At 59.8% G+C, this 12710-nt stretch carries 8 protein-coding genes; 1 reads left to right on the forward strand and 7 read right to left on the reverse strand.

Annotated features, from left to right (window positions below; all coding sequences use genetic code 11):
- Positions 1-39: 39 nt before the first annotated feature.
- From AC30D7_RS23005 to AC30D7_RS23020, 4 genes are all read right to left on the reverse strand, one after another.
- Positions 40-1227 (reverse strand): pyridoxal phosphate-dependent aminotransferase, encoded by a 1188-nt coding sequence (locus AC30D7_RS23005; RefSeq protein ID WP_028940652.1) that lies wholly within the window; start codon positions 1225-1227, stop codon positions 40-42.
- A gap of 40 nt (positions 1228-1267) precedes the next feature.
- A complete protein-coding gene (locus tag AC30D7_RS23010; protein WP_490135600.1) occupies positions 1268-2893 on the reverse strand; it encodes a methyl-accepting chemotaxis protein in 1626 nt (541 codons plus the stop codon).
- 333 nt (positions 2894-3226) lie between these two features.
- The gene (locus AC30D7_RS23015; RefSeq protein ID WP_490135601.1) at positions 3227-4375 is read right to left on the reverse strand and encodes a glycerate kinase; all 1149 of its coding nucleotides are present in this window, start codon (positions 4373-4375) and stop codon (positions 3227-3229) included.
- 257 nt (positions 4376-4632) lie between these two features.
- The gene (locus AC30D7_RS23020; RefSeq protein WP_490135602.1) at positions 4633-5754 is read right to left on the reverse strand and encodes a sugar diacid recognition domain-containing protein; all 1122 of its coding nucleotides are present in this window, start codon (positions 5752-5754) and stop codon (positions 4633-4635) included.
- 169 nt (positions 5755-5923) lie between these two features.
- Here AC30D7_RS23020 and AC30D7_RS23025 point away from each other — a divergent pair, with 169 nt between their 5' ends.
- Positions 5924-7234 (forward strand): MFS transporter, encoded by a 1311-nt coding sequence (locus AC30D7_RS23025; RefSeq protein WP_490135603.1) that lies wholly within the window; start codon positions 5924-5926, stop codon positions 7232-7234.
- A gap of 254 nt (positions 7235-7488) precedes the next feature.
- On the opposite strand, the gene AC30D7_RS23030 is transcribed toward AC30D7_RS23025, so the two are convergent.
- The 3 genes from AC30D7_RS23030 to AC30D7_RS23040 form a co-directional block, all read right to left on the reverse strand.
- Positions 7489-7848 (reverse strand): DUF6124 family protein, encoded by a 360-nt coding sequence (locus tag AC30D7_RS23030; RefSeq protein WP_490135604.1) that lies wholly within the window; start codon positions 7846-7848, stop codon positions 7489-7491.
- Positions 7849-8290: 442 nt separating this feature from the next.
- The gene (locus AC30D7_RS23035; protein ID WP_490135605.1) at positions 8291-11683 is read right to left on the reverse strand and encodes a hypothetical protein; all 3393 of its coding nucleotides are present in this window, start codon (positions 11681-11683) and stop codon (positions 8291-8293) included.
- A 421-nt stretch (positions 11684-12104) separates the two neighbouring features.
- Complete coding sequence (locus AC30D7_RS23040; protein ID WP_490135606.1) at positions 12105-12464, reverse strand: DUF6124 family protein; 360 nt, start codon at positions 12462-12464, stop codon at positions 12105-12107.
- Positions 12465-12710: the final 246 nt, after the last annotated feature.

The raw sequence follows: 12710 nt of genomic DNA on the forward strand, positions 1-12710 counted from the left end.
TGCAGAAGTTGATCAATATCAAATGAGTCGATGGCGCGATCAGGCCCGTCGCATCTGCAGCAAATCCGCCGCACAGGACGCAATCCGCCGACATGCCTCCGCCAGCTTCACCTGGTCCACCACCAGCCCGATGCGAATATGCCCCGCCGCACTCGGCCCGAAGGCTTCGCCGGCCAGCACCGACACGCCATAACCTTCCAGCAGCCGCTCGGCAAAATCCTGGGCGCCGAGCCCGGTCTGGCGCACATCGAGCATCACAAACATCCCGCCATCGGGCTTGATCGGCCGGATACCGGGGCAACCGCTCAACCTCGCGCACACCAGATCGCGTCGCTGGCGATACTCCTCACGCATCAGCGCCACTTCCGGCAAATCCTTATCGAGTGCTGCCTGCGCGGCTTTCTGAACGAAATCCGGAATGCCGAACAGCATGCACAACGACAGATGCATCACATGATCGGCCAGAGGTTTCGGGCCGATCATCCAGCCTACCCGCCAGCCAGTCATGGCATGGGATTTGGACAAACTGTTGAGGGTCGCAGTGCGCTCGGCCATACCCGGCAGGCTGGCCGGGCTGATGTGCTCGCCCTCATACAACAGGTCGCTATAGACCTCATCGCTGATCAGCCAGAGGTCATGTTGCACACACAGCGCCGCCAGTTCCTGCCAGCTTTTCAAGGAAAGGCTGGCACCGGACGGATTGTTCGGACTGTTGAGCAGAATGACCCGGGTTTTAGCGGTGATCAGCGCCGCGACATCCGCCGGCTCGACCCGAAAGCCGTTCTCCGGACGCACCGCCACCGGCACCACGCTCGCCCCGCAGGCACCGAACACGCCTTCATAAGTGACGTACATCGGTTCGGCGATGATCACTTCATCACCCGGATCGAGCAGGCACTGGGCAACCGAATACACCGCGCACTGCGCACCGGGCAGTACGATCACATGATCGGCGTCCACCTCCTGGCCGCAGCGCTGCTGGTGACGGCTGGCGATGCTGCTGCGCAATGTACGGGTGCCGCGCACATCCGAGTAATGGGTGTCACCGGCCAACAGGCTGTCGATGGCCGCGTGGACGATCGGCAGCGGTGTATCGAAATCCGGATCGCCGACCGACAGCAGCAGCACGTCGACGCCCTGCTCGCGCAATTCCAGCGCTCGATCGTGAATCTTCCAGGCTGCCGCTCCGTCACCGTCGATTCGTTGGGTCAAGGCTGAATAGCGCATGTACTTCTCCTAACGCGCGAGTTCCAGTTTCAACCCTATCTCAAATCACGAAACGCGCCACCATTGCGTTCAAATCTACCGCCAATCGTGACAGTTCATGGGTGGCGGCGCTGGTCTGGTTGGCACCGGCGGCCGACTGGGTGGCCAGGTCGCGGATGTTTACCAGGTTGCGGTCGACTTCACGGGACACCTGGGCCTGTTCTTCCGAGGCGCTGGCGATCACCAGGTTGCGTTCATTGATCAGCTGAATCGATGAAGTGATCTGTTCCAGGGCGACACCCGCCGCACGGGCCATTTCCAGGGTGCTTTGGGTGCGCTGATTGCTTTGTTGCATCGACGAAACCGCTTCACCGGTGCCGTTCTGAATGCCGGCCACCATTTTCTCGATTTCCTGGGTCGATTGCGCGGTGCGATGGGCCAGCGCCCGGACCTCGTCCGCCACCACCGCAAAGCCACGCCCGGCCTCCCCGGCACGGGCGGCTTCGATGGCAGCGTTGAGGGCCAGCAGGTTGGTTTGCTCGGCAATGGCGCGGATCACGTCCAGCACTTTGCCGATGTCGCGGCCCTGAGTGGCCAGGCCTTCGATCATCAATGCGGTGTTTTGCACGTCGTGGGTCATGGTCTGAATCGCGTCGACGGTTTCCACCACCCGGTCACGACCTTCGCGGGCGGCTGCGGTCGACTGGTTCGAGGCTTCGGACGTCGATACCGCGTTGCGTGCCACTTCTTCCACGGCGGCGGTCATTTCGTTGACCGCGGTGGCGGCTTGTTCGATCTCGTTGTTTTGTTGTTGCAGGCCACGGGACGCTTCTTGCGTGACGGTGCTGAGCTCTTCGGCGGCGGCGCCCAGTTGCGTCGCGGAGCCGGCGATCTGTTCGATGGTCTTGCGCAGGTTCGTCTGCATGGTGGCCAAGGCGCCGAGTAAACGCGCCGGTTCGTCGTTGCCGTCGACTTCGATGACCTTGCTCAGGTTGCCGCTGGCAATGGTTTCGGCCGCGAGCACCGCACGGTTCAGCGGCGTGACGATACTGCGGGTCAACAGCCAGGCCAGCAGCACGGTCATCAGGGCAGCGACCACCGAGACCACGATGATGCCATTGGTGGCAAAGGCAAACTGCTCTTTGGCCTGGGCATCGGCCGCAGTCGCGCCAGCCTTGTTGATGGCAATCAACTTGTTCAACTGCTCGCCCATCTGATCGGTACCGTCCTTGACCCGGGTGTTGATCAGGTTGAGCATTTCATCCAGTTTGTTCTGCCGCGAAAGTTCCATCATCTCGCGCACCGCTTGCAGGTATTTGTCCAGCGTGGCCGAGAATGTCTTGAATAACGCCGCTTCCTCATCGCCGGCCGGCAATGCCCCATAAGCAGCCTGTGCCTGCTTGACCTTGTCCACCAGTATCCCGATTCGGGTTTCTGCTTCTTGCAGGCTCGCGGGCTCACGGTTCACCAGAACCCGGAACGAGAGAATTCGCAGACGCAGCACGTTTTCGGTCATGACACCCAGGAAGCCGACGCTGGGTAGCTGATTGCTTTCCATATCCACAGAGGCCTGTCGGATGATCGACATGCGATTCGCCGCAAACACACCCAGCACGATGACCAGCAAGGCGATGAAAGCGAAACCGAGGAAAGCTCGAGGCGCGATTTTCAGATTACGCAGTGACATAGGATGATCTCGGTAATTGAGGCGGCGAGCATCCTTGCCGTAATCACTGGCGGGCGGGCGATGGCGCGCACCTTTCAGTTTGGCGCCACTGTTGTAATTGGTTTGTGTACGCCTATTGGCTGTATCGGCCGGGGTTTAGGATTTTTGCAGGGGTCTGGAGAAATATTTTTCAAACGTGTAGCAGCTGCCGAGCCTGCGAGGCTGCGTTCGGCGGCGAAGCCGTCGTAGATCCTGCAAGCAAGGTTTCCCTGAAACACCGCGTCGCATGATTTCACGACGGTTTCACCGCCGAACGCAGCCTCGCAGGCTCGGCAGCTGCTACTGGGAATGGTGTCAGTTCTGGATTTTGCGGGCGGCCACTCGCCAAACCCGCGCGATATCACTGGCGCGCTCACGCAACAATCGCGGCGCCTCGGCGCAGGCCTGTTCCAGGGTCATCGGCCCGCTCGGCAATGCAAAAGCCGCATCGATGCCATGCTCGTATAGAGCCTGATACCCCTCGCCCAAAGTGCCGGCGATGACGATGACCGGCACACCCTGCTGCCGTGCAATGCGCGCCACGCCAAACGGGGTTTTGCCGCGCAATGTCTGGGCATCGAAACGACCTTCGCCGGTGATCACCAGGTCGGCGCCGTTGACCGCTTCGGCCAGCCCCACCAGTTCGGCGACCACTTCCACACCGGCCTGGAATTGCGCGCCGAGAAACGCCTTCGCGGCAAACCCCAGACCGCCCGCCGCGCCACTGCCCGGTTCATCGCGCACGTCCTTGTCCAGTGCTTGCGCGCAGAGCTCGGCAAAGTGCGCGAGGGCGAGGTCCAGTTGCTGGACTTGCTCGGGCGACGCACCTTTCTGCGGGCCGAAAATCGCTGACGCACCGTGCGGGCCGCACAGTGGATTATTGACGTCAGCGGCGATGTCGAAACGCACCTCGGCCAGGCGCGGGTCGACATCACTCAGGTCAAGACGAGCCAGTTGCGCCAGCGCCAGACCACCCGGCGCCAGGGTTTGGCCCTGGGCATCCAGCAGTTTCACCCCCAAGGCCTGCATCGCCCCGGCGCCGCCGTCATTGGTGGCGCTGCCGCCAATCGCCAGAATCACTCGTTGCGCCCCGACATCGAGCGCAGCGCGGATCAATTCGCCGGTGCCGAAGGTGCTGCTGGTACAGGCATCGCGCAGGTCAAGCGGCACCAGTTGCAGGCCACTGGCCTCGGCCATTTCGATGATCGCGGTATGACTCTGCGGCAACCAGCCCCAGGCGGCATCGACCGTGGCGCCCAACGGCCCACGAACACGGGTGCGGCGCAGTTCTCCGTCGCACGCGGCCAGAATCGACTCGACCGTGCCTTCGCCACCATCAGCCATCGGGCACTTGAGCAATTGCGCGTCTGGCCAGACCTGCGCCAATCCCAACGCGATGGCGTCGGCCACACCTTGGGCACTCAGGCTGTCCTTGAACGAATCGGGGGCAATGACGATTTTCATGCGAATTCTCCAGTTCCAATGCGTCCATGCTGCCAGCAGGCCTGAACAATAACGCCGGTCCGCTGCACAAGCGGCCATGTGGATTATTGTTCAATTTCACAAAACCCGGCGGGAGCAGCGTCGTTCACAAATCTGTGCACCACCACAATTCCCTGTGGGAGCGGGCTTGCCCGCGAAGAGGCCATCACGTCCAACATGAATGGTGACTGACACACCGCCATCGCGGGCAAGCCCGCTCCCACAGGGAATTATGTGATTCATGGGTTGGCGTCTGCCTGGGGGAGCAGCTGGACGCCAAGGTAGAGCGCGAGCATTCCGTCGAGCTTCAGCGGGTCGACGCCGCTGAGTTCGGCGATTCGCTCCATGCGGTAGCGCAAACTGTTGCGGTGGATGCCCAAGGCATCGGCGCAGGCCTGGCTCTGGCCGTCGTGTTCGCACCAACTGCGCAGGGTGGCCAGCAGTTGCCCGTTGCCGTCCTTGGCGATGACTTTACGCAGCGGCCGCAGCAGTTCATCCAGCGCATCGTCGTCGCGGTGCCGCCAGAGCATCACCGGCAGCCGATAACGGTTCAAGATCAACAAGCGCGAATGCGGCAACACATCGCGCCCGTAGGCCAGCAAATCGCCGACCCGTCGATAGCAGCGACGCAACCCCGACAAGCCGTCGGCCTGCCCGCCCACGGCAATGCGCAAAATGTTCCAGCCCAGGCCATCGAGCTTTTCCAGCAATCGTTCGTTCTCGACCGCAGGCGTCGCCGGGCGGCACCAGAGCAATGAGGATTTGGCCGAACTCACGCACCAACTGTCCGGGTAGCGCGACATCAGCCAGGCGCTGAGCGCTTCGACGGTCTGGCTCGGGCCGTGTTCGATGCCCAACTCGAACAGATACGGCACCCGTGTCAGCTGCGGCTTGAGCCCCAGTTGCTGCGCTTCATCCAGCAACCGTGGTGAATCCCCCGCTTCACTCAACAGCAATGCCAGCAGATCATCGCACCGCTGACGCCGCCATTGCTGCTCGGCCTGCTGATTGCGCTGGGCCACCAGCATCTCGGCGGTCATGCGCACCAGTTCGGCGTAGGTGCGTAATTGCTCCGGTTCACCGGTGATGCCCAGCACACCAATCAAGCGCTGATCGAGCAACAGCGGCAGATTAATGCCCGGCTGCACGCCTTTGAGATGAATCGCCGTTTGCGCGTCGATCTCCACCACGCGCCCGTTGGCCAGCACCAGTTGCGCGCCTTCGTGACGGGTGTTGATGCGCTCCGGCTCGCCGCTGCCAAGAATCAACCCCTGACTGTCCATGACATTGACGTTGTACGGCAGGATGGCCATCGCCCGGTCGACGATGTCCTGAGCCAGGTCGTGATCGAGTTCGAACATAGCTGGGATCCTTGAAAACGTGATGGGACGGGTTGTTCACCCGCACAGGCCAGGGTTGCAAACCCTGTGCTCAGGCACAAAGACAACCACCCAAGGGGTGGCCGAGACTCACTGGGCGATCAACGTTACCCTTGCATCGCAAAAAATCATAATAAAGAGAGAGCCCGCCATGTCACAGAGCGCCACCGCTACCCTGGCCAACGCTGACGACAAGAACGCCGTCTACAAACGCATTACCCTGCGTTTGATCCCCTTCATCTTCATCTGCTACCTGTTCAACTACCTCGACCGGGTGAACGTCGGGTTTGCCAAACTGCAGATGCTCGACGCGCTGAAATTCAGCGAAACCGTGTACGGCCTCGGTGCCGGGATCTTCTTCATCGGCTACGTACTGTGCGGCGTACCGAGCAACCTGGCCCTGAGCAAATTCGGCCCGCGCCGCTGGATCGCGTTGATGATGATCACCTGGGGCATGCTCTCGACTTGCCTGCTGTTCGTCACCACACCCACCGAGTTCTACACCCTGCGCCTGTTCACCGGCGCCGCCGAAGCCGGGTTCTTCCCAGGCGTGGTGCTTTACCTTTCGCAGTGGTTCCCGACCTTCCGCCGTGGCCGCATCATGGCGCTGTTCATGTCGGCGATCCCGGTTTCGGGCCTGCTGGGCAGCCCGTTTTCCGGCTGGATCCTCAACCACTTCGGCGCAGGCCAGGCCGGTTTGGCCGGCTGGCAGTGGATGTTCCTGCTGCAAGGCATCCCGACCGTGATCCTCGGCGCCCTCGCCTATTTCCTGCTCAGCGACAGTTACGCCAATGCCAAGTGGCTGACCCCGTACGAGCGTTCGGTGCTTGAAGCCGACCACGCAGAAGACCTGGCCAGTAAACCGAAAACCACCACCGACTCCTTACGGGCAGTGTTCAAGAACCCAGCGATCTGGGCTTTCGGCCTGATTTATTTCTGCATCCAGAGCGGCGTCTATGCGATCAACTTCTGGTTGCCGTCGATCATCAAGAACCTGGGTTTCAGCGATAACCTGGTGATTGGCTGGTTGAGCGCGATTCCGTACCTGCTGGCAGCGGTGTTCATGTTGATGGTCGGCCGCTCTGCGGACCTGCGCAAAGAACGTCGCTGGCACCTGGTGGTGCCGATGCTGATGGGCGCGGTGGGTCTGTTGATCGCCGTGAACTTCGCGACCACCCCGGCCATTGCGATCCTCGGCCTGACCCTCGCCACCATGGGCGCCCTCACCGGCTTGCCGATGTTCTGGCCGGTACCGACGGCGATGCTCAGCGCCGGCGCGGCGGCCGGTGGCTTGGCGTTGATCAACTCCATGGGGCAGATGGCGGGTTTCCTTAGCCCGTATCTGGTGGGTTGGGTCAAGGACAGCACCGGGTCGACCGATGCGGCGTTGTACCTGCTGGCGGGTGTGATTGTGTGCGGCAGTTTGCTGGCGTTGCGCATGACGCGGACGTTGCGGGTTTAAGGTTCAGTGAAAACAAAAACGGCCCTCTCGGGCCGTTTCTCATTCCATGCATTCGCAATTGCTTCTGTGGCGAGGGAGCTTGTCGGATCGCCGCACCGTCCCGCTGGGTTGCGAAGCGACCCCAAAATCTTCAACTGCAGGTTTTCAGGTACACCGCATACACCGGTTTTGCGACTGCTGCGCAGCCGAGCGGGACGGTGCGGCGATCCGACAAGCTCCCTCGCCACAATAAGTGCTCTCACCACAGACTTTCGTCAGCCTTGCGGATCGAGGTTGTCCAGCACTCGGTTGACGGCCAATTCGCCAAGCATGACCACCGATTGAATCCCCAGCATTATGTTGCGATGTGGCATGTCCATCAGCCCGGCGAACTCGCTGAGCATCATGCTCGCCGATGCCAGGGATTCGCAGGCGTTGACCAGCAGGGTTTCGTTATCGACCTTCGGGCCGACATGGTAAATGGTGCTGGGTTTGCGCTTGGTGGCTTTGGGGGCGGGTGGTTTGAGGTAATGGTCGAGGGCGCGCTCGGCGGCTTCGTTGAGTTTTTTGGAATCGGGGGTTTCGTAGGGGGAAACGTCGTCCGCTTCTGGTGGATTTGGCGTTGGTTTGAACATAGATGAAACTCCTAACAGGACAGAAGGAGCCATCACCCTCGCTACCAAACGATGGGTGGCGGCCATGCTCAGGTTGGTAGACCGGGCGTTAGGAAACCGGCGCGTCCGAAGACGCCCTGCGCATGACCACCATAAAACAGAGACGAGAAACTCTGAAAAAAGGTGAGCTGTGCGCCTAACAATAATCCCGGGCTACCAAACCCGATCGCTGTTTTGCAGCGACAAGGAAACGATACAACCCGGTGCAAAGGCGCACTAGCCGGCGGATTCTGGCGCAGTCGTAGGTAACGGCGCAAGAATATGTAGCCTGAGAGAGTGTCTGGAGATGTCGCTTAAACATCGCTGTTTAAGCGGACTTCGCCATCAATATCGGACAGAAAATAATTACGTCCCCTTTTCCTCCCTTTTCCTCCCCCTTTTCCTCCTGAATCGTGCGGTTGGTTTATGTTGGGATTAGATACCACGCGCCGGCTGGCTCGAAGTCATAAGCGCAGCTAATGCCACCACCCACTTTATTATATTGGGCGTAGTAACCAAAAAGACACCCGTGTGCGGGGAACGGATCAGCGACTAACCAATAACATTTAGAGAAGGTGGGGATGACGTAGACTCGCGCCATGTCTGGGATGGCGTAATATGCGGTCGTGACGTTTCCTAGGGTTTGGTACCAGCCGCGAGCCTGTGACGCCGTCATCGGTGTCTCATTTATCCCCAGAAAGTACACATTCGACACCCTTACTGGATAAAAAACCTCTTGATTCAAACTGTCGCGGACGGTGATCGTGGCTTGGCCATTACGGTTGCCGATGACTTTTCTTTCTTGCGTGGACGCCACGGCATCATTACTTGAATGATAAGTATAGGGACGCTTGCCGCCCTGCGGCTCACGCATATCAGTATTGCCTATAGAATCTCGCCCCGACTTCGGCCAGTTGGAGATTTTTACTGAGATCCCATTCAAGTTCATCTGACGAGTATCAATTGTCAACCGCGCCGCTACCGTGAAGGTTCGCGCCTTGGATGGCAGTCCTGAACCATAGAGCGGCTTGGCCGTGACGCTGTGGTCCGCCACTCTCAGCCCCATGAGCTGTGTGTTCCAAGAGCCGGTCGCGTCGACATCTACCGGTGACCCTACGGCAGTCGAACGATTGTAGATCTGGACCTGCTGACCCTTGGCCCCCGTGCCGCTCAGGGTCACGGTCGTTTCGATGGTGCCACCGCCTTCCAGGATCTCGCCCTCGGAGTCTTCTACCTTGGTGATGACAGGTTTCTCATCCGCCAACGCCTTGACGGTGTACACCCGCAGCGGAAAAGTCACCGCGGTCGCCGCGTTGGCCACCTTGTCGAAGTTCACCGCGAAGGTGATCCTGAGCTCGCTGCCATCCTTGAGGCCGTTCAACCACCTGACCACCGCTGCTGTCAGCGATATCACCAGATCCGACGGTTCAAACCGGTGGACTTGCCCGCTCCAGATAATGTGGGAGGCCGACTGACCATTGGCCAGGATCCCGTCAAAACGCAACCAGACAGGTATGTACTGCGTCTGCAACGGCCACTGCGCAATGCTCAGTTCGTCGGTCGCGAGCAGCTTGGTAACGTCCAGGTTTTGTCCTGTATGACCGACGATGACTGGTTTCGACAAGCGCGGATCCTCACCCGCAATCCGGCTCACCGTCAGCATCAACGCCGGCGACTCGGCAATCACCTTCCCGTCCCGAATCAGCTTCCAGCCCAGCTGTGGCGTCTTGCCCTGCCATAGCCCCAAAAACGTCGTATCCAGAGTGAATATCGCGAATTTCTGATCCAGCGGCAGCACCGCAAACACCGGCGAACCCGGTAATGGATTGAGCAAGAACAATTGCGCCTGATCACCCGGCAATGCCGCCGCAAACGTGACTCGCACCGGAACGCCCGAAGGATAGCGCAGCGGTTCGATGGGGTTAGTGGCTGGAGCCTCAAGCGTCGGTGCCAACAGTACCGGCACGGCCTGCACGGTGTACCGTCGCACCGGAAATCTCACCGCTGTCGCCTCGTCGGGTACCTTGTCGAAGTTCACCGCGAAGGTGATCCTGACCTCGCTGCCGTGCTTGAGGCTGTTCAACCAGCTGACCACTGCTGCTTTCAGCGATATCACCAGATCCGACGGTTCAAACCGGTGGACTTGCCCGTTCCAGATAATGTGGGAGGTCGATTGACCATTGGCCAGGATCCCGTCAAAACGCAACCAGACAGGTATGTACTGCGTCTGCAACGGCCACTGCGCAATGCTCAGTTCGTCGGTCGCGAGCAGCTTGGTAACGTCCAGGTTTTGTCCTGTATGACCGACGATGACTGGTTTCGACAAGCGCGGATCCTCACCCGCAATCCGGCTCACCGTCAGCACCAACGCCGGCGACTCGGCAATCACCTTCCCGTCCCGAATCAGCTTCCAGCCCAGCTGTGGCGTCTTGCCCTGCCATAGCCCCAAAAACGTCGTATCCAGAGTGAATATCGCGAATTTCTGATCCAGCGGCAGCACCGCAAACACCGGCGAACCCGGTAATGGATTGAGCAAGAACAATTGCGCCTGATCACCCGGCAATGCCGCCGCAAACACGACCTGCACCTGCACACCCGAAGGATGGCTTAGCGGCTCGACGGGGTTACCGGCTGGAGCCAGCAGCGTCGGCGGGGGTATCTCAATCGTGTTTCCACCCACCACCGACGCAGTGGCGGTTTTAGAGTTTCCAACCAAGGTGGCGCCGTTGAACAGGTCATACGTCACCTTCACCGCGTACCCGGCCAGGACCTTGTCGTTCGACACCTCCAGCACACAGAGCTTTTTCTGCCCAAACTCATCCGCCTCAACTGTTCCCGACACCGGGACCACTATGTCCGGCTGACCGCTCAAGGTGGCGGTGTAGAGGGCGTTGATGGTGTAACCCGGCTGGAAGCGGGAATCGCTAGTCCGGATGATCAACAGCAACGGCTTTGCGCGCAGCTTTTCCAGGTCGATGAGACTCAAGTCGTCATCCGGATCGTTCAGTTGTTCGCGCAGCAGCGCGGCCGGCAACCGGCTGCCGGCCAGGTCTACATCGACGATATGCGCGGCCGACCAGGGCGAATCGGTGTCAGGCCCGTTCCCGATCTGGTCGGTGACGGTGAACGAGAACACAAACCGGGGGTGGTCCTTGGCGGCCTCCAGGTCGGCTCGGGTCACGGTGAAGCACACCGTCACCGGGGTGTCCGAGCCTTGCGCCGGAGCCTGGCTTGGGGTGACGGTGTGGTAGACGTCATAACCGTTGCAGTTCAGGCGAATGAGGTCGTAGGCCCGGCAATAGGGATAACACACACACACCTGAACACCGGCTACGGGGAAGTCCGGGCCGACGCCGTTTTTGATGGCGTCGGGCAACAGCAATTCCAGTCGGGAGTGATCATGCGGTGGCCCCGGCTCGGTGTCTTCGTTGCCAGGTCGGATGGCGTTGTACAAGATCTCCAACGAGTCGGAAGTGCCTTCGTTCTGACTGCCACGGAATACGGTGTACGTCAGACGGTTGACGATATCCGGTAGTAGCAGGCGTTTCGGCAGGTTGATGAGGGTGTCGGAGGCATCGGTTTCGGTATGTCCGCTGGCGATGTTCAGTTGGCCATTCAGGTTGAGCACAACGGTATCGTTCGGCGCTTGATTCAAATACGCTCCTACTATTACCCTCGGGCCCTTGGGCGGCAGGTCAGCCACATGGATTGGCACACCACAATGGGCTCCCTCCACCGGTTTTGTACTTCCGAGCACGTCAGGTAAAAACAGGACTAACGCAGTGTTATCCGGGAAGTTGTTGCTCTCGGTGGTCATGGAAACGCTCCCTCGTTGGACGACATAGCCGGCCTTTGTTTCGGCGCAATGGCTGGCGCTATCACACACGAGTTGGAGAGGAGCTGACTACTGTCAGATCTGACAGTAGCGACGAATGGTCATCAATAATAATGATAAATAAATGCGTCCCCTTTTCCGCCCCTTTTCCGCTACGTTGGAATCGCGTACACCCGAGAGCTATCGGGCGGACGCACATTCTGTAGGAGCTGCCGAAGGCTGCGATCTTTTTGCTTCACATGCTTTTGTGGCGAGGGAGCTTGCTCCCGCTGGGTTGCGAAGCGACCCCAAAATCTTCAACTGCAGGTTTTCAGGCATACCGCATACACCGGTTTTGCGACTGCTGCGCAGCCGAGCGGGACGGTGCGGCGATCCGACAAGCTCCCTCGCCACAATGGATCAATCAGTTCTGAGGATCGAGGTTATCCAGCACCCGATTCACCGCTAGCTCGCCAAGCATGACCACCGATTGAATCCCCAACATCATGTTGCGATGGGGCATGTCCATCAGCCCGGCAAATTCAGTGAGCATCATGCTCGCTGACGCCAGGGATTCGCAGGCGTTGACCAGCAGGGTTTCGTTATCGACCTTCGGGCCGACATGGTAAATGGTGCTGGGTTTGCGCTTGGTGGCTTTGGGGGTGGGTGGTTTGAGGTAATGGTCGAGGGCGCGCTCGGCGGCTTCGTTGAGTTTTTTGGAATCGGGGGTTTCGTAGGGGGAAACGTCGTCCGCTTCTGGTGGATTTGGCGTTGGTTTGAACATAGATGAAACCTCTTACGTCATTTAAAAGAAGGCCATCACTTTCGCTACCAAACGAGGGGTGGCGGCCATGCGCAGGTTGGTAGACCGGGACGTAAGAAAACCGGCGCGCCCGAAAGCGCCCTGTGCATGACCACCATAAAGCAGAGTCGAACAAACGCTGCGCATTATGGTGCTTAGCACCTTACGATCACCCGGGGCTACCAAACCCCATCGCTGTTTTTCAGCGACAAGGAAACGATACCGCCC

Source organism: Pseudomonas sp. DF5 (assembly GCF_058148225.1).